This window comes from Streptomyces sp. NPDC086549 (genome assembly GCF_044746205.1).
Taxonomy (GTDB): Bacteria; Actinomycetota; Actinomycetes; order Streptomycetales; family Streptomycetaceae; genus Streptomyces.
On sequence record NZ_JBIVBS010000012.1, the window covers coordinates 301,288 to 319,496 of the forward strand.

Here is an 18,209-nt window from a genome sequence, read left to right on the forward strand (position 1 = left end):
GTTCCGAGGATGCTGATCGGGCCGCCATCCCGGAATTGGCCTTGGTCCGGCGGTCCGCGGAAGGTCTAGCGTCGGCGCATGCGTATTCGTATCGTCGACGCCTTCACCGACCGCCCCTTCGCCGGCAACCCGGCCGGGGTCATGCTCCTCGACGCCTTCCCGGACGACGACTGGCTGCAGGACGTCGCCATGGAGGTGAACCACGCCGAGACGGCGTTCGCGCACCGCCTGCCAAAGGGCGGTGCGGCGGACTGGGCGCTGCGCTGGTTCACGCCCGTCGCCGAGGTCGCGATGTGCGGGCACGCCACGCTCGCCACGGCCCACGTCCTGCACACCACCGGCGCCCATGACGGCCAGGTGCGGTTCGCCACCCGCAGCGGGGTGCTCATCGCCACGCCCGCCGAGGACGGCTCGATCACCCTGGACTTCCCCACCGCCCCGCTCACCTCGGTCGAGGTTCCGTCCGGTGTCGCCGGGGCGCTCGGCGCGGAGCCGGCCGCGGCCTTCGACACCGGGCCGAACGTCGGCGACCTGCTGCTGGAACTCGCCGACGAGAAGACCGTCCTCGGGCTCACCCCCGACCACAAGGCCCTCGCCGCCTACTCCGCGCGCGGCATCATCGCCACCGCCCGGGCCGAGGACCCGGCCCGGGGGTACGACTTCGTCTCCCGCTGTTTCTTCCCGAACGTCGGTATCGACGAGGACCCGGTCACCGGCAGCGCCCACACCGCTCTGGCCCCCTTCTGGTCCGGGCGGCTGGGCCGCGCCGACCTCACCGGCCTCCAGGCCTCCCGACGCTCCGGTGTCGTCCGCACCGGACTGCGCGGCGACCGCACCCTGCTGACCGGCCGGGCGGTCACCGTGATCGAGGGCGAGCTGCTCACGCCGTAGGCAGCCAGCCCACCTTCCCCGCCAGCAGCGCGTATCCCACGAACGCCCCGATGTCGAGCAGGGAGTGCGCCACCACCAGGGGCCCGACCCGGCCCCAGCGCCGGTACAGGTAGACGAACACCACGCCCATGACCATGTTGCCGACGAAGCCGCCGATGCCCTGGTAGAGGTGGTACGAGCCGCGCAGCACGGAGCTGGCCACCAGCGCGGTGCCGGGGGTCCAGCCCAGCTGGCCGAGCCTGCGCAGCAGATAGCCGACCACGATCACCTCTTCGAGGATCGCGTTCTGCATCGCCGACAGGATCAGCACGGGGTACTTCCACCACACGTCGGGCAGTGCCTCCGGCACCACGGTGAGGTTGAAGCCGAGGCCGCGGGCGGCCAGGTAGAAGGCGATTCCGGTGCTGCCGATCACGGCCGCGATCCCCGCACCGCGGCCGAGGTCGAACCCGGGGCGGGTGCGGTCGAAGCCGAGGGTGCGCAGGCTCTCCCCCTCACGCATCAGGAGGTGCGCGACGAGCAGGACGGGGACGAGGGCCGTCGCGATGCCGAACAGCTGCCAGGCGAGATCCAGCCAGGGACGGCCCGGCGCGGCCGAGGCGTTGAGCGTGGCCGCCTGGTCCTTGAGGCCGCCGGGTTTCGTGACCGATCCGACGAAGCTGATGAACGCGGACACTCCGCTCGCACCGAGCGAAAGTCCCAGGACGAGCAGCGTCTCGTCCCGGAAGATCCGTCGCGAGGGCCTCTCCAGCGGAAAGGAATCGGCCACCGGGTCCGCCTCCACCTGCACACCTGCCTTCAGTCGACTGTTCCGGCCCCATGCTCGTCCTCGCCCCGCTACTGTCTCGAAAGCAGTTGCGAAGACCGTGCGCCACAGGCTGTCGGGGGACAGGGAGGGGCACCACCGTCATGGGACGTCACAGCTTGCCCGATCAATACGGCGCGGGCACGACCGACCCCCGTCCCCGCGCCCGCCGCCGTACCGTGGCCGTCGTGACGGCCCTCGTCCTCACCGTCGCCGGCGGCACGGCCGCCGCCGTGCGGAGCGGGCTGCTCTCCTTCGGCTCCTCCTGCCAGGACACCCCGGTACGTCTGACTCTCGCCGCCTCCCCCGACCTGGCTCCCGCGCTGAAGGCGGCGGCCGGGCGGGCCCATCGGCAGAACCTCACCTCCGACGGGAACTGCGTCGCCGTCACCGTGAGCGCGCAGGACTCCTCCAAGGTCGCGGACACGCTGGGGGCCGGCAAGAAACCCGACGCACAGGTGTGGGTGCCCGACTCGGACATATGGGTGCAGCGGGTCACCGGGGACGGCGGGGCGACGCAGGTGACGCCGGAGGGCAACGTGGCCGCCACACCGGTCGGGGTGGCGATGGTGCCCGCCGCCGCGAAGTCGCTGGGGTGGCCGAAGAAGACGTACACCTGGACCGAACTGGCCGGGGCCACCCTGCGGGACGACTCGCTCGGGCTCGGTGCGGCCGACCCGGTGCGCAGCGCCACCGGGCTGCTCGCGCTCACCCGGCTGAGCACGGCTGCCGCCAAGGCGAAGGACGGGGACACCCGGGCCGCGGCCATGATGAAGAGGCTGTCGCAGCGCGTCTCCGAGACCGACGCCCAGGTCCTGGCCACCCTGCCCCACGACTCCTCGGGCGCCGGGCAGGGCAACCCCGGGCGCAACCAGGCGCTGATCCTCAGCGAGCAGGCCGCGTTCGCCCACAACGCGGCGACCGGCGACGACAAGGACCTGGACCTCTTCTATCCCACGGACGGGTCACCCGCGCTCGACTACCCCTACGCGCTGCTCGACGAACCGGAGCTGTCCACCGACGAGAGTCGTGCCGCGATCCGGTTCATGACGTATCTCCGGCAGTCGGCGCAGCAGCGGCTCCTGGAGAAGCACGGCTTCCGCACGGACGACGAGAGCGTTCCGCGGTCGGTGGTCGCCGGTGCCGGCGGCAGCAGCCCCCAGCCGTATGCGGAGCCGTCCCCGGAGCCGGCCTCGGGCACCGCCCTCCAGGAGGCACTGGGGATGTGGACGATCACGGTCCAGAGCGCCCGGATCACCACGGTCGTCGACGCCTCCGCCTCCATGTCGGAGCCGGTGGCCGGCACCGGCCGGTCCCGCATGGACGTCACCAAGGCCTCACTGCTCCAGGCCCTCGCCACCTTCACACCCGAGGACGAGATCGGTCTGTGGGAGTTCTCCACCAAGCTGGACGGCGACAAGGACTACCGCGTCCTGGTGCCGACCGAACGGCTCGGCGACCGGAAGGGCAGCGGCACCCAACGGGACCGGCTTTCGGCGGCGTTCAGCGGCCTGGAGCCGGTCCCCGGCGGTGCCACCGGCCTGTACGACACCACCCTCGCCGCATACAGGGCGGCGACCTCGTCCTATGTGAAGGGCAAGTTCAACGCGCTGGTCGTGCTGACCGACGGGGTGAACCAGGACCCGGGCAGCATGTCGCGCTCCGCCCTCGTCTCCGAACTCCAGGGCCTCAGCAACCCCGAGCGCCCGGTGCCCCTGATCGTCATCGCCGTGGGCCCGGAGGCCTCCCGGCAGGAGGCGCGGGAGATCGCGCGGGCGACCGGCGGATCCGGCCACGAGGTCAGCGACCCCGCCCAGATCCACTCGGTGATCCTGCAGGCGATCGTGGCGGCGGGGGCGAAGAGCACCCAGAACTGAGCAGCGGGAGCAACACCCCGCGCAGCGTCGCGAACGCGGTGCTCTCACCCCAGCGGCACAGGCTCCGGCAGGCCCACCGGCCAGGTGTGCACCGGCTCCCCGGCATGCATCAGCTCTCGGTAGCGACGGGTCGTGGCAGCCAGGGCGGCCTCCCGGGACAACCCCTGTTCCAGCGCGCGATGGAACGTCGCCGACTGCCAGCTCGCGCCGTTGACCCGACGACGGCAACGCTCTTCGATGACGCCCAGGTAGTGGTCCCGGTCGGCGGGTTCGACACCCCACGCGTCCAGGCCCGCCGAGGCCAGCGGCAGCAGTTCGTCACGTACGAGGGTGACGGCGTCGACCTCGGCCGTACCGCTGTAGCGTCCGCGCCGGGGCCAGATGAAGCGGGCGTCGATGCCGTACCGGCACGCGGCGTCGAAGTTGGCCTCGGCCGTCTCGAAGGGCAGCCGGGTCCACACCGGTCGGGGCTCCTCGGCGAGGGCGCGCACAAGGCCGTAGTAGAAGGCCGCGTTCGCGATGACGTCGGCGATGGACGGGCCGGCCGGGAGGACCCGGTTCTCCACGCGCAGGTGCGGAACGCCGTCGGCGATGCCGTAGACCGGGCGGTTCCAGCGGTACACCGTCCCGTTGTGCAGGACGAGTTCGGCGAGCTTGGGCACGCCTCCCGCATCGAGCACCTCCAGCGGGTCCTCCTCGTCGCACATCGGGAGCAGGGACGGGAAGAAGCGCAGGTTCTCCTCGAACAGCTCGTACGCGGAGGAGATCCACCGCTCGCCGAACCAGGTGCGCGGCCGCACTCCCTGGGCCTGCAGTTCGGGTGGCCGGGTGTCGGTGGACTGCAGGAACAGCGGTGGCCTGGACTCGCGCCACAGTTCGTGGCCGAAGAGGAAGGGCGAGTTGGCGCCGACGGCGATCTGGGCGGCGCAGGCGGCCTGCGCCGCGTTCCACACGTCGGCGAACCGGGCCGGGGTGACCTGGAGGTGGAGTTGCACGGACGTGCACGCGGCCTCGGGCACGATGGACTTCGAGGTGCAGGTGAGGTGTTCCACTCCCTCGATGTCGAGGACGAAATCCTCGCCGCGGGCGGCCACGATCTGGTCGTTGAGCAGGGTGTAGCGGTCGACCTCGGAGAGGTTGGAGGAGACCAGGTCGTCCCGGTCGATCGTGGGCAGAATGCCGATCATCACGATGCCGGCGTCCACCTCGCCGGCCTTCCGGTCGGCGTACGCCAGCGAGGTCCGCAGTTCCTCGGCCAGCTGGTCGAAAACCCGGCCGCTCAATCGGTGTGGGGCTATGTTGACTTCCAGGTTGAACATGGCGAGTTCTGTTTGGAAATCACGGCTCGCGATACGTTCGAGTACCTGGCCGTTCAGCATTCTCGGCATGCCGTCGGAACCGGCGAGATTCAATTCGATCTCGACGCCCAGCAGGTTCTTCGGGCGATCGAACCGCTTCTCCACCAGCAGCCGCTCCAGTCCCGCCAGGCACCTCCGGAGCTTCTCCCGGTAGCGCTGGCGATCGGACAGGTCGAACGGACCTGCCACGACCTTCTCCCCCATCGAAGCGTCCCTCCTCGAATGGGCGGGCCGAGGATCCGGCCGCCGGTTGTCCCGGGTCAGGTGGGATGATGCCCAGCGGAAGCGATCGATAACGCCCCGCGCGAAGCCGACGCCCGCTACTCTGTTGGAATGTGTCCCGCGGCACATTCACGGGGCATGATGCATCACGCGCCTTCGAGTGCCCCGATGGCCTCGTGAAAAACGCCGACGACATTCGGCCGACCGCTCGGGAAGCGTATTCCGAGGTCAACGGGACCGCACCGGGCGGGAAATCGGGAGGAATCCCGCGAATCAGCGGCTGAATAGCGCCTTGTTCGGTTCGCGGGAAACGGCTAGACGAAACAATGTCTGAACACATGTCGTATAAACTCCGCATACGAGGCAGAAGGTTGGCGCCCGCGGTCCTGGTTCCTGCCGTCAAGGTGACGTGCGGCAGGCCTCAACCGCACCCCTGTTCCCCGACCCGGGCCCCCGCCTCTCTGACCCCATCGAGCTGACAGCGCCGTCCGCCCCCTCCCTCGCGCCGCCGCGCCTGTCGAACGAGAGGCGACCCACCATGCCGCTGCAAGTCCCCCCTGCCCCCGCGCCCGCCCTGCGCTCCGTCCTCATGGCCCTCGGTTCCCCCACCGCGGTCCGCGAGGCACGAACTCCCTCCCTGCGCAACGCCCAGGGACCCGCCACTCCCGAACTCCCGCTGCCCGTACATGTGCTGGACCGGATCACCCCCGAGGGTGTCTCCGCCACCCGGCTCATCGGGTGGCGTTTCCTGATCCGCTGCGGCGACCGCGCGGTAGCCGCGGCGGAGACCAGGCTGACCCCCGACGGCTGGGCGTTCTCGCACTTCTTCGAGGGCCCGTACATCGCCTCCACCGAACGCGCCCTGCGCCAGGCCGAGACCGTGCAGCAGACCTACCAGCCGCGTCTGCTCTCGGTACCCGGCCTGTACATGCTCACGCTGTGGCTGCACGGCGACTGCGCGGCGGACGGCGCCGAGGGCCAGCCGGCCGCCAGCGACCTGCTCGTCCCGCTGGCACCGGCACCACCCGGCATCGCGGCCCACCGCCCGCATCAGGTCGCGGAACTGCTCCCGGTCCTGACCCATCGGGTGACTCCCGCGCCCCTGCTTATCTCACCCGCCTGACAGACCCCTTTCGTACCCCGTTTCCTATTCCGGAAGCGGGGTACGACTGCATTTCAGCGACTATCACGATCGCCGACGCTCGTACGAGCAATTAGGTGCTCTTTCGAGCCGTAAAAGCCGGCCATCCGTCCGGACTAGCCCCATCCGGCTATCCCGAACCACCCGAAGTGGCGGCCCAGTTGGGATGAACCATCCGCACGGACGACGCGTCATCAATCTGTGAAGAAGCGGTGCTGCGAAATCCCTGCGGATTGACGCCCGGAGAGCAACACTGGGTTCCGACCGACTATTCACCACGGGGGGACGGACATGACCACAACACAGCGAAAGATCCCACCAATGTGCCAGCACCAGCCACCGTGCCCGACAGCCGAATCCGCCGACCGGGAGTCCGCCCGACTCATGGCGCACCACCCGGAGCAGGGATGGAGCCTGCTGTGCAACGGCGTTCTGCTCTTCGAGGACACCGGTGAGCTCCTGCCCGACGGCCGGATCATCGCCCCGCACCGCCCGATGGCCGCCCACCAGGTGATGACGGCCGCCTGAGCACCACACCGGGCGGTCCGCCGCTCCGCCCGGCGACTTGAGGGGCCGGCCCGCACGCCACACCCGGTGCGCACCGGCCCCGACGCATGTCCGGGGGTGACTACTCCTCGTAGTCGGTCGAATGCGTCAGCCGACTGCGCCCCCGGGGTCCCCCAGGCCGTAGTCGAACCAGTCGAAGTCCGCGCGCCCCTCGGTGACGTACATACCGATCACGCGTCCGGTGAAGCCGGTGGCGACCTGGGTGGACAGATAGCGGCCGTCGAGTTCGGCCAGTCGCACGACTCCGTCCGGGCCCTCCACCTGGAAGGCGACCGTGTCGGGACCTCCCGTCGCTGTCGTGAGCGGTCGCGCCCGCGTGGCCCGGATGTCGACGGCGAGCATGACCGGTCCGGGCGGCACGGGGTGCTCGGCGAGCCGCTGCCGCACCGGCCCGATCCGCGCGACCACGCTCACCGCTCCCCCGCACACCTCGATGTCGTAGTGGTGGGCCTCGTCCATGCGGACGGACAGCCCGGCCCGCCCCGCACCGGGATCGACCAGGGTCGCCGCCCGGCAGTCGGGATGCTGCTGGCGACGGCCGAGGAAGGTGTACCCGGGACGGTCGAGGCTGTCGCCCGTGGCCGTCAGCCTCAGCCATCCGGGCCGCTCGCTCAGCGACCAGGAGCCCTCGGGCCGGCTGCGCGGCGATATCCAGTACGGCGCCGGCGTCCCGGCGTCGAAGTCGTCCCGGACCGGCGGCGGTTCGACGGGATGCCAGGCCGCGGGCGCGGGATGCCTCTCCCGCACCGGCCCGACCCGGGGCCACCCGTCCACCCACTCGACCGGCGCCAGGAAGGTCTCCCTGCCGAGGACGTGGAACTCCGGGAAGTAGCCGCGCGGCCGTGTGCCGAGGAGCACCATCCACCACGTCCCGTCGGCCGCCTCGACCAGGTCGGCATGGCCGGTGCACTGGACCGGCAGGCCGGTGCCGCGGTGGGTGAGGAGCGGATTGCCGGGCGCCGGCTCCCAGGGGCCGCGCGGGGAGCGGGCGCGGGCGGCCGAGACCCCGTGGCCGAGAGCGGTGCCGCCCTCGGCCACGATCAGGTACCACCACTCGCCGATCCGGTAGAGGTGCGGCGCCTCCGGGTCCCGCAGCCCCGTCCCCGACCACAGCGGGAACGGTCCCTCCAGCACCTTGCCCGTCAGCGGGTCGATCCGGGCCACCTGGCATCCGGCCACGGCACACCAGCAGTTCCCGTCGTCGTCCCAGGCGAGGTCGGGATCGATGCCGGGCAGTTCGATCGGGACGGGATCCGACCAGGGCCCCTCCGGCCGGTCAGCGGTGACGAGGAAGTTTCCCTTCCCGCCGGCGTCCGTGGTGATCATGTGGAAGCGGCCGTCGTGGTGCCGGATCGTCGGGGCGTAGACGCCCCCGGAAGCCGGGGTGTCGTCGGGCAGCTCCAATTGCCCCGGCCGGTCCAGGACGTTGCCGATCTGCCGCCAGTGCACCAGGTCCCGGCTGTGGAAGAGCGGGACGCCGGGGAAGTACTCGAAGCTGGAACACACGAGGTAGTAGTCCTCGCCGACCCGGCACACACTGGGGTCGGGGTGGAATCCGGGGATGACGGGGTTGTCGTAGGTCCGCATGTACGCCCCCAAGCCGCGAAGCCGAAAGTTTCGAACTCGGTGGCGAATTTTATCGGTGGTGAATCCTGTCGGTGGCGAATCCTGTCGGTGGCGAATCCTGTCGGTGGCGAATCTCGAATGGAGCGCCTCAGACACTCAGCCGGTACGGCAGCAGGCACACCACCACGTCGGTGCGGGCCCGCAGCACGGTCGCCAGCAGCAGGCCGCGCTGGTTCTGGAGGATCTCGTAGCGGCGGTGCTGCGGTTCGACCTCCGGGATGAGGACCGCGATCTGGCGTCCGCCCCCGGCCGCGCGCTCCACGTAGTCGACGATCGGCTGGACCAGGGAGCGGTGTGGGCTGTCGATGACGTCGAGGCGTACGCCGGGGTTCCAGCGTTCCCAGGCCTCCTCCAGCGCACGGCTCTTGACCGGGTCGGCGTGCACCGCGACCGCGACCACCTCGTCGCCCAGCGCGAGGGCGGCGGTGATGGCGTGCCGGGCGAGTTTGCTGACCTCGCCGAGCGGGACGATGACCAGGCTGCCGGTGCGCCGGTCGGGCGGGGCGGGGACCCGGCCCAGTCCGAGTTCCTCGCCGACGGCCGTGTAATAGCGCTCGATGCGGGCGAACAGCAGCATCATCAGCGGTACGGCGACCACGACCACCCAGGCTCCTTCCAGGAACTTGGTGGTGAGGAGGATGAGCCCGGCCAGGGTGGTCAGCACCGCGCCGGTGCCGTTGATCAGGGCTCGGTGCGCCCATCCGTCGGGTTTCTCGGTGGTCCAGTGCCGGACGAGGCCGAGCTGGCTGAGGGTGAAACCGATGAACACGCCGATCGCGAACAGCGGGATCAGCCGGTGGGTGTCGGCGCCGGTCGCGAGGAGGAGCAGCGCGGCGAGCAGGGCCAGGGCCAGCACGCCGTAGCGGTAGACGGGACGCTCGGCGCGCAGGCCGAACAGGTGTGGCAGGCGGTGGTCGCGGGCGAGCAGGCTCATCAGGACCGGCAGTCCGCCGAAGCTGGTGTTGGCGGCGAGGAGCAGGACCAGGGTGACGATGATGTTCGTGGCGTAGTACGCCCAGCCGTCGCCGTAGGCGCCGGCCGTGAGCTGGGCCAGGACGGTGACGTCTCCGCGCGGTGCCACGTGGTCGCGGCGGATCAGCAGGGCGAGGCCGATGAGCATTGTCCCCAGCAGTGCGCCGAGCATGAGTTCGGTGCGCTGGGCGCGCCTGACGCGCGGGGTGCGGAAGGTGGGCACGGCGTTGGCGATGGCCTCGACGCCCGTCAGGGCGGAACAGCCGGACGAGAACGCCTTGAGGATCAGCAGCAGGCCGAGCGACTCCCGCGCCGGGAAGGACTCCGCGGTGCCGACGACGGCCACCGGGTGCGTGCGCAGGAGTCCGAGGACGATGACACCGAGGATGGCCACGATGAACAGTGCGGTGGGGAGCATGAGCACCCGGGCGCTCTCGGCGACACCCCGCAGGTTCACGGCCGTCAGCAGGGCGAGGCCGGCCAGGCACACCCAGAGCTTGTCCCCGGCGAGGGCGGGGAACGCGGAGGCGAGAGCGTCTGCTCCGGCGGTGAGGCTGACGGCGACGGTGAGGACGTAGTCGACGACCAGACTGGCCGCGGCCAGCAGGTCGGCGTTCGCGCCGAGGTCCTTCTTGGCCACGGCGTAGGCGCCTCCGCCGTCCGGGTGTACGGCGATCACCTGGCCGTACGAGATGACGAGTGTCACGAGCAGGAAGACGATCGCCAGCGTGATCGGCAGTGTGGCCGTCAGCGCCCCGGTCCCCGCGGCCACCAGCACCAGCACGATCGCCTCGGGACCGTAAGCGACCGAACTGAGCGCGTCCAGCGACAGCGCGGCCAGACCCTCCAGGCTGGTGAGGCGGTGCTTCTCCCCCTCGCCGGGGCGCAGCGGAACCCTGGGTCTCAGCTGACGATGTGCCAGGCCATATGCCATCGGGACCTCACCACGGCCGGGTCGTACGGTCGGCACCAGTCTCGGCGGGGAGGCGTCCGCGCGCCCTCCGGCGGGGCCCGGGCGGGTCGGTCGGCTGTGAGGGAGGACCGGCCCGCCCGGGATTCTCTACAGCAGTCCCTCCGCAAGCGGCCCCAGGGACAGGGCCGGCAGGAAGTTGAGCAGCGCCAGGATCAGCGCGGCTCCCGCGGCCAGGGCGACGAAGTTGACGCCGCGGGCCTGGAGCGTCCCGACGGTCACCACGCCCGGCTGCTGGCGGGCCAGCCGGCCGGCGAGGGCGAGCAGGAACACCATCGGCACATAGCGGCCGATCAGCATCGCCGCGGTCATCAGCAGGTTGTGGAAGTCGGTGGCGCCGTTGAAGCCCGCCATCGCGCTGCCGTTGCTCTGGACGTTGGAGGTGTAGGCGTAGACCAGCTCGGTCAGGCCGTGCGGCCCCGGGTTGCCCATGGACGACTGGCCGTCGCCGAGGGCCACCGCGAGCGCCGCGCAGCCGAGGATCGCCGTCGGGGCCACCAGCGCGTACAGGACGACGTACCGCATCTCCGGGAAGCCGATCCTCTTGCGCAGGTACTCGGGCGTGCGGCCGACCATGAGACCGCCGACGAATACGGCGATCATCACGGCCATGATCAGGCCGTACAGACCACTGCCGGTGCCGCCGGGGGCTATCTCGCCGAGCATCATCGCCGACAGCAGCACCCCACCGCCCAGGCTGGAGAAACTGTCGTACGACGCGTTCGCCGCGCCGTCCGCCGAACCGGTGGCCGCCACACCGAAGAGCGTCGATCCGGGGACGCCGAAGCGGGTTTCGGTGCCCTCGTACTGTCCGCCGACGGCCTGTGTCACCGTGCCGTTGTGGGCGCCCTGCGCGAGGCTGCCGGCCGCCAGCAGCAGACCGAAGAGGATGCCGACGACCGCGAGCAGCGTCCAGCTCTGCCGCAGGGAGCCGATCATCCGGCCGTAGGTGCGGATGAAGGCGGTGGGGATGAGCAGCATCAGCACGATCTCGATGGCGTTGGCGAGCGCCGACGGGTTCTCGAAGGGGTGCGCGCTGTTGGCGTTGAAGACGCCGCCGCCGTCGCCCGACATCAGCTTCAGCGGCTCCCACGAGCCGACCGGGCCGCCGAGGAGCGTCTGCTGTCCGCCCGCGACGGTGGTGACGGTGTGGGTGCCGTCGAGGTTCTGCGGGACGCCGAGAGTGATCAGAATCAGACCGAAGACGATCGACAGGGGCAGGATGACCCGGAAGATCGTGCGGATCAGGTCCACCCAGAAGTTGCCCAGCCGGTCGGTGTCACGGCGCACCAGGCCCCGGACGAGGGCCAGGGCGGCGCAGATGCCGACGGCCGCGGAGGCGAAGGCCTGGACGCCGAGGCCTGCCATCACCGCGAGGTGGCCGGTGGTGGACTCGCCCGCGTAGTTCTGCCAGCTGGTGTTGGTGGTGAAGCTGACGGCGGTGTGCAGGGCGAGTCGCCAGGGCATGCCCTCGTGGCCGGTGGACCAGGGCAGCTTGCCCTGGAGGGTGAACAGGGCGAAGAGGGCGGCGATGCTCGCCAGACTGAAGGCGAGCAGGGCGAACAGGTAGTGCCGCCAGTCCTGTTCGCGGTCGGGGTCGACGCCGCAGATCTTGTAGAGGGCGCGTTCGGCGCGTCTGTGCGGGCCGCCGTCGAGGGCGCGCGCCATGTAGTCGCCGAGGGGGACGTGGAGTCCCACGACCACGGCGAGGATCAGGGTGGCCTGGAGCCAGGCGTACATGAGGTTCAGGCCCCCTTCACGGGATGCGTGCGGTCGAGGGCCGCGTTCAGCTCCACGACGTTCACGGCGGGTTCACCGAGGACGCCGAGGCCACGACCACTGGTGTACTGGTCGATCAGCTTGCGTACGGCGGCCTCGCTCGTCCCGCGTTCGCGGGCGACGCGCGGGGTCTGGAGCTTCGCGTAGGCGGGGCTGATCTGCGGGTCGAGGCCGCTCGCGCTCGCGGTGACCGCGTCGGCGGGGACCTTCGGGTGGGCGGGCGCGTCGCCGCGGACCGGGGTGACGACGGCCTTGCCGTAGTCCTCACCCGGCTTGGCGCACCGGACCGTCACGCCCTCGTAGGTGGCGAGGAACGGCTTGGCCGGGCAGGCCTGGTCGAGGCTGACCACGCGCGTGGCCGTGCCCGTGGTGCCGCCGTCGCGGAAGACGCCGAGCACGGCGCCGACTCCGTCGGGCGTGCAGTACGGCCGGGATCCGTCGACGTGCTCCAGTTCGCCGACCGCCTTGCTGCGCGCGCAGACCTGGGTGAGCAGGCTCTGCTTGCCGGAGTCGGGCTGCCCCTTCACCGGCAGGACGTCGACCGTCGACTCCGGGCCGAGGTTGCCGGCGGCGGAGGCCGAGGCGTCGTACCCGGTACCGGCGTTGGAGGGGCGGGGCTGGAAGTAGTACGGGATCGGGTTGCCCTTCTTGTCGAGGAAGGACTGGCCGATCAGCTTGCTGCCGGAGTCGCCGAGCCGCGAGCCCTGGGCGCTGTCACGCAGTCCCGGGACCTGGGCCAGCGCCGTCATCCCGAGGGGATAGGCGAGGCCCAGCACCAGAGTGAGCACGATGACCACCCGGATCGCCGCCAGATGGTGGCCGACCCAGGAGGGCATCCTGGAGAGGAAGTTCATGGTCAGATCCCGGGTATGAACTGGACTACGACGAAGTCGATGAACTTGATCGCGAGGAAGGGCAGGACCAGTCCGCCCATGCCGTAGATCCACAGGTTGCGGGTGAGCAGGGCGTCGGCGCTGCTGGGCCGGTAGCGGACACCGCGCAGGGCCAGCGGGATCAGCGCGACGATGATCACCGCGTTGAAGATCACCGCGGACAGGATCGCGGACGTCGGCGAATGCAGGTGCATGATGTTGATCGCGTCGAGGGCCGGGTAGACCCCGCCGAACATCGCCGGGAGGATCGCGAAGTACTTGGCGATGTCGTTGGCGATGGAGAACGCGGTCAACGCGCCCCGGGTGATCAGGAGTTGCTTGCCGATCTCCACGATGTCGATGATCTTCGTGGGGTCGGAGTCGAGGTCGACCATGTTGCCGGCCTCCTTGGCGGCCGACGTACCCGTGTTCATCGCCACGCCGGCGTCCGCCTGGGCCAGCGCCGGCGCGTCGTTGGTGCCGTCGCCGGTCATGGCGACGAGGTGGCCTCCGGCCTGTTCCTTCTTGATCAGCGCGAGCTTGTCCTCGGGGGTCGCCTCGGCCAGGTAGTCGTCCACGCCCGCCTCTTCGGCGATGGCGCGGGCGGTGACCGGGTTGTCACCCGTGATCATGACCGTGCGGATGCCCATCCGGCGCAGTTCGGCGAAGCGGTCCTTCAGCCCCGGCTTGACGACGTCCTTGAGGTGGACGACTCCGAGCAGCCGGGCGGGGCCCTCGCCGGTGCACTCGGCGACCGCGAGCGGGGTGCCGCCGGAGGCCGAGACCTGCTCGGCGGAGGCGTCCAGGGCCACCGGGACGGTGCCACCGTTGTCCTCGACCCAGGCCGCGACCGCGGCGGCCGCACCCTTGCGCAGCCGTATGCCGCCGGGCAGGTCCACTCCGGACATCCGGGTCGTGGCGGAGAAGGGCACCCACTCGGCGCCCTCGGGCTCGGTGAGTTCGAGGGCGAACTGCTCGCGCACGTAGTCGACGATCGAGCGGCCCTCGGGCGTCTCGTCGGCGAGGCTCGACAGCAGGGCGGCATCAGCCAGTTGGCGTCCGGTCACGGAACCGAGCGGGAGCAGGGCGCTCGCCCGCCGGTTGCCGTAGGTGATGGTGCCGGTCTTGTCGAGCAGCAGCGTGTTGACGTCACCGGCGGCCTCGACCGCGCGCCCCGACATGGCGAGCACGTTGCGTTGCACCAGCCGGTCCATGCCGGCGATGCCGATCGCGGACAGCAAGCCGCCGATCGTCGTCGGGATCAGGCAGACCAGCAGGGAGACCAGGACGATGCCGGTGACGCCGTCGGCGGTGAGCGCCTGGGTGTCGTGGGCGGCAGCCATGACGTCCTTGGAGAAGATCGCCATCGGCTGGAGTGTGAGGACCGCGACCAGGAAGACGAAGGTCATCATGACCAGCAGCAGGTTGAGCGCGAGCTCGTTCGGCGTCTTCTGCCGGTTGGCGCCCTCGACCAGGGAGATCATCCGGTCCAGGAAGGACTCGCCCGGCTCCTGGGTGACACGGACGACGATGCGGTCCGACAGGGCGCGGGTGCCGCCCGTGACGGCCGAGCGGTCGCCGCCCGACTCGCGGATGACCGGAGCGGACTCGCCGGTGATCGCCGACTCGTCGATGCTGGCCACACCCTCGATGACGTCGCCGTCGCCAGGGACGAGCTCCCCCGCCTCGACGACCACGACGTCGCCTCGCCGCAGCTCGCCCGCGCCGACGCTCTCTTCGACGTACGAGCCGGCCGCCCCGCCCGGCTCCCAGCCGATGAGCCGGCGGGCGACGGTCTGGCGGCGCATGCCGCGCAGCGTGTCGGCCTGGGCCCGGCCGCGGCTCTCGGCGATGGCCTCGGCCAGGTTCGCGAAGATCACGGTCAGCCACAGCCAGGCGGTGATCAGCCAGCCGAACCCGGACGGGTGGGCGATCGCGAGGCCCGTGGTCAGGGCCGCGCCGATCTCGGTGACGAACATGACCGGGTTGCGGGACAGGGTCACGGGGTTGAGCTTGCGCAGCGCGGCGGGCAGGGCGAGCCACAGCTGCTTGGGGTCGAGCAGACCGCCGCCGATCCTGCGGGCGGGACCCGCTTCGGATGGTCGTAGGTCGTCGCCGGGTCTCTCCCGTACGGGAGCGGGCGCGGTCATCAGAAACGCTCCGGTTTGATCAGGGCCACCACGAGGTAGGCCAGCAGGCCGATCGCGACGATCAGCTGGACGATGTTCTCGGCCGACACCGGCACCTCACACGTCTCGCGGAGAATGGGGAATGGGGACTTGGACACCTCCGGGCGAGGGCCGGGCGTCGCTCGCCCGGAGGTGGTTCGGGGGACGGCGCGGGCTACAGCCCCACGTCCCTGCTGCGGATGTCGTCCATGGACTCCCGGCGCACCAGGAGGCGGGCACGGCCCGCGTGCACGGCGGCCACCGGCGGGCGGCCGACCAGGTTGTAGCCGGAGGCCATGGACAGGTGGTAGGCGCCGGCCACGGGGACGGCGAGCAGGTCTCCGGGGCGTACGTCGTCCGGGAGTTCGACGTCGGCGGCGAGGACGTCACCGGCCTCGCAGTGCCGGCCCACGACGGTCACCGGGGCGAGGGGCGCCGCGCTGGCCCTGCCGATCATGCGGGGGGCGTAGCGGACGCCGTACAGCGCGGGCCGCGGGTTGTCGCTCATGCCGCCGTCGACGGCCACGAAGGTGTGGTCGCCGGTGCGTTTGACGGCGAGCACGTGGTAGAGGGCGAGGCCCGCCGGACCCACGATGGCCCGACCCGGCTCGATGATCAGGCGGGGCACGGGGATCCCGGCCGCCGCGCACGCCCCGGTCAGCTCGTCGCGTACCTTGCGGGCCAGGCTGGTCAGGTCGAGTGCCTCCTCGCCGGGGCGGTAGGCGATGCCGTGGCCGCCGCCGAGATCGAGTTCGGGCAGGACCAGGCCGTGCTGTTCGTGGAGGCGGGCCATCAGGCCGACCATGCGGCGCACGGCGGCGAGGTACGGCTTGACGCTGGTGATCTGTGAGCCCAAGTGGCAGTGCAGACCGGTGAGTTCGAGCTGCGGCTGGTCGAGTATGCGGGCGATGGCGTGCTGGGCGTAGCCGTCGCGGATGGACAGGCCGAACTTCTGGTCCTCGGTGCCGGTGCGGATCTTGTCGTGGCCGCCGGCGCTGATGCCGGGCACCACGCGGACCATGACCTTCTGACGGCCGTCGGGGCCGACGGCCGCGGCCAGCCGGGCGATCTCCGACGGGCTGTCGATCACGATGCGGCCCACGCCCAGGCGCAGGGCGGTCTCCAGGTCACGCGGGGACTTGGCGTTCCCGTGCAGCACGATCTTCTCGGGCGGGAACCCCGTGGTGACCGCGAGTTCCAGCTCGCCGGCCGAGCAGACGTCCAGGCCGAGGCCTTCTTCCTCCATCCAGTGGACCACGGCCCGGCACAGGAACGCCTTGGCCGCGTAGAGGACTTCGGCGTCGGGGAAGACGTGCCGGTAGGTGCGGCAGCGTTCGCGGACCTCGGCCTCGTCCAGGACGTATACGGGGGTGCCGAAGCGGTCCGCGACCTCGGCGAGGGGTACGCCGCCCACGGTCAGGTCGCCCGGCCGGGGCTCGGTGGTGGAGGCGGGCCACACCGACAGTTCGGTCGGGGTGGTGGTGACGGTGGGTTCGTGCAGAGTCGTCATCGCGGGCTCCCCCTCTCTCACGCGATCCGCAGGGCCACGGCGGGCGCTACGGGCTTGACGGGCTTGACGGGCTTGACCGGCGACGGGGCCGGTGCCGAGAACTGAGGGTCGATCGTGACGGCGGTGACGCCGAGCGGTTCGGTCAGCGCGCGCAGCGCGGGCTCGGCGAGGCGGATCCACGTCTGGTCGGGGCCGAGGGTGGCGGCGAGCTTGCGGACGGAGGTGAAACCGACGGCGGTGCGGTCGCCGAGGGGGGTGCGGAACAGCCGTGCCGCACACCCCGCTGGTCCCGGCCGGACCGGTACGAACAGTGGCCCGGCCGGGGAGCGATCAGAAGGCTCCGGGTCTTCACCGCACAAGAGTTCTGTCATGGGATGCCTCCTGGAGGATCCGGGTGGTGCGTGAAATGGATCTGATGTGCCCCGGACGCGGGGAGGCGGACCGGGGCTCGACATCGACGCTATGCCCGGGTGCCCCGGGTTTCCGACGCTTCATGACGGGATGCTGACGGTGATCGGGGTGACGCTGACGGGATGCTGACGCCGAGGTCGTCGACCCTGGCACGGGCCGTCAGAGGCGCGCCAAGAAGTGGTCGCCGGGCTGGTCGGCGGGCCCGTCCGGGAGTGTGATGGAAGCGGTTCCGCATGCGGGGCCGCCCTCGGGAAGCCTCCGTGGGCACGCACGAAGAATGGTGGAGTGATGTCCGGTTACGACGCCTCGGCGACCGCTCGTGTCGTGGTCGGCGTGAGCGGATCCCTCGGCAGCGTCACGGCCCTGCGCCGGGCCGCCGCGGAGGCCAGGCACAGGAACGCCGAGCTCTGGCCCGTACTGGCCTGGGAGCCGCCCGGCGGAGAGCTCGCGGCCCGTCGCTCGCCGGCCGCGAGCCTGATGGTCGACGAGTGGCAGCGCCTGGCGGGGCAGCGGCTGGTCTCGGTGCTCGACGAGGTCTTCGGCGAGGACGGTCCCGGGCTGCCGATGCGCGCCCTCGTCGTACGCGGCGTCCCCGGCCCGGCGCTGGTGGAGACCGCGTCCCGCGAGGACGACGTCCTGGTCGTGGGTGCCGGCCGCCGCGGCCACCGCCCCCGCGCGTTGTCCGGCCGGGTCACCCGCTACTGCCTCACCCACGCCGGTTGCCCGGTCCTCGCGGTCCCGCCGTCACCGCTGGAGACCGAGCTGGCAGCGGTGCACCGGCGCAACACGTGGCGGTTGCGGATGGACCCCCGGAAGCTGCTGAAGGAGGAGCCGGTGCCGCCTGCCGTGTGAGGGCGAGGGCCGGACGGAAGCGCGCTGGTGAACGGCCGCCGCCGCGGGGCAGTAGGGACACGGACGGCGTGGTGCCCCGACAGGACCATGCTCATGGAGCGGCGCACCCGAGCACGCGCAGAGCGGTCCGCCCGGTCCGCTGCCCGAGAGCCCAACGGCTCCAGACACCGGGGCAGCCGACAGCGCCC

At 71.2% G+C, this 18,209-nt stretch carries 15 protein-coding genes; 5 read left to right on the forward strand and 10 right to left on the reverse strand.

Annotated features, from left to right (window positions below; all coding sequences use genetic code 11):
- The first annotated feature begins 78 nt into the window (after window positions 1–78).
- Entirely contained in the window at window positions 79–891 is an 813-nt protein-coding gene (locus ACIPSA_RS33140; RefSeq protein ID WP_402641221.1) for a PhzF family phenazine biosynthesis protein, read from the forward strand.
- Here ACIPSA_RS33140 and ACIPSA_RS33145 read toward each other — a convergent pair.
- Entirely contained in the window at window positions 881–1,681 is an 801-nt protein-coding gene (locus ACIPSA_RS33145; protein WP_402641223.1) for a CPBP family intramembrane glutamic endopeptidase, read from the reverse strand. The two genes, ACIPSA_RS33140 and ACIPSA_RS33145, sit on opposite strands and share 11 nt — an antisense overlap.
- Before the next feature lie 119 nt (window positions 1,682–1,800).
- Here ACIPSA_RS33145 and ACIPSA_RS33150 point away from each other — a divergent pair, with 119 nt between their 5' ends.
- Window positions 1,801–3,573 carry a substrate-binding and VWA domain-containing protein gene (locus tag ACIPSA_RS33150; protein WP_402641225.1) on the forward strand — a complete coding sequence of 591 codons (1,773 nt, stop codon included), beginning with the start codon at window positions 1,801–1,803 and terminating at the stop codon, window positions 3,571–3,573.
- 44 nt (window positions 3,574–3,617) lie between these two features.
- Here the strand turns inward: ACIPSA_RS33150 and ACIPSA_RS33155 are convergent, their stop codons facing one another.
- Complete coding sequence (locus ACIPSA_RS33155; protein ID WP_402641228.1) at window positions 3,618–5,135, reverse strand: glutamate--cysteine ligase; 1,518 nt, start codon at window positions 5,133–5,135, stop codon at window positions 3,618–3,620.
- Between the two features lie 556 nt (window positions 5,136–5,691).
- On the opposite strand from ACIPSA_RS33155, the gene ACIPSA_RS33160 reads away from it, so the two are divergent.
- On the forward strand, window positions 5,692–6,276 hold the full coding sequence (locus tag ACIPSA_RS33160; RefSeq protein ID WP_402641231.1) for a hypothetical protein: 585 nt from the start codon (window positions 5,692–5,694) through the stop codon (window positions 6,274–6,276).
- A gap of 339 nt (window positions 6,277–6,615) precedes the next feature.
- On the forward strand, window positions 6,616–6,822 hold the full coding sequence (locus ACIPSA_RS33165) for a DUF5999 family protein (RefSeq protein ID WP_402641234.1): 207 nt from the start codon (window positions 6,616–6,618) through the stop codon (window positions 6,820–6,822).
- 126 nt (window positions 6,823–6,948) lie between these two features.
- Here ACIPSA_RS33165 and ACIPSA_RS33170 read toward each other — a convergent pair whose 3' ends face one another.
- The 8 genes from ACIPSA_RS33170 to ACIPSA_RS33205 all read right to left on the reverse strand — a co-directional run bounded on the left by ACIPSA_RS33170 (window position 6,949) and on the right by ACIPSA_RS33205 (window position 17,129).
- The gene (locus ACIPSA_RS33170) at window positions 6,949–8,448 is read right to left on the reverse strand and encodes a glycoside hydrolase family 43 protein (RefSeq protein ID WP_402641237.1); all 1,500 of its coding nucleotides are present in this window, start codon (window positions 8,446–8,448) and stop codon (window positions 6,949–6,951) included.
- 127 nt (window positions 8,449–8,575) lie between these two features.
- Entirely contained in the window at window positions 8,576–10,393 is a 1,818-nt protein-coding gene (locus ACIPSA_RS33175; protein WP_402641239.1) for an APC family permease, read from the reverse strand.
- A gap of 126 nt (window positions 10,394–10,519) precedes the next feature.
- Window positions 10,520–12,169, reverse strand: a complete 1,650-nt coding sequence (kdpA, locus tag ACIPSA_RS33180) for a potassium-transporting ATPase subunit KdpA (RefSeq protein ID WP_402641242.1) — start codon at window positions 12,167–12,169, stop codon at window positions 10,520–10,522.
- A 5-nt stretch (window positions 12,170–12,174) separates the two neighbouring features.
- On the reverse strand, window positions 12,175–13,062 hold the full coding sequence (locus ACIPSA_RS33185) for a potassium-transporting ATPase subunit C (protein WP_402641245.1): 888 nt from the start codon (window positions 13,060–13,062) through the stop codon (window positions 12,175–12,177).
- 2 nt (window positions 13,063–13,064) lie between these two features.
- Window positions 13,065–15,230, reverse strand: coding sequence for a potassium-transporting ATPase subunit KdpB (gene kdpB, locus ACIPSA_RS33190; RefSeq protein WP_402641248.1), 2,166 nt, complete (start codon window positions 15,228–15,230; stop codon window positions 13,065–13,067).
- On the reverse strand, window positions 15,230–15,319 hold the full coding sequence (gene kdpF / locus ACIPSA_RS33195) for a K(+)-transporting ATPase subunit F (RefSeq protein WP_402641250.1): 90 nt from the start codon (window positions 15,317–15,319) through the stop codon (window positions 15,230–15,232). Before kdpF ends, kdpB begins: the two co-directional genes overlap by 1 nt.
- Window positions 15,320–15,423: 104 nt before the next feature.
- Window positions 15,424–16,758 carry a diaminopimelate decarboxylase gene (gene lysA / locus ACIPSA_RS33200; protein ID WP_402641252.1) on the reverse strand — a complete coding sequence of 445 codons (1,335 nt, stop codon included), beginning with the start codon at window positions 16,756–16,758 and terminating at the stop codon, window positions 15,424–15,426.
- A gap of 17 nt (window positions 16,759–16,775) precedes the next feature.
- Window positions 16,776–17,129, reverse strand: a complete 354-nt coding sequence (locus ACIPSA_RS33205; RefSeq protein ID WP_402641255.1) for an SAV_915 family protein — start codon at window positions 17,127–17,129, stop codon at window positions 16,776–16,778.
- A gap of 328 nt (window positions 17,130–17,457) precedes the next feature.
- On the opposite strand from ACIPSA_RS33205, the gene ACIPSA_RS33210 reads away from it, so the two are divergent.
- Window positions 17,458–18,021 carry a universal stress protein gene (locus ACIPSA_RS33210; protein WP_402641258.1) on the forward strand — a complete coding sequence of 188 codons (564 nt, stop codon included), beginning with the start codon at window positions 17,458–17,460 and terminating at the stop codon, window positions 18,019–18,021.
- Window positions 18,022–18,209: the final 188 nt, after the last annotated feature.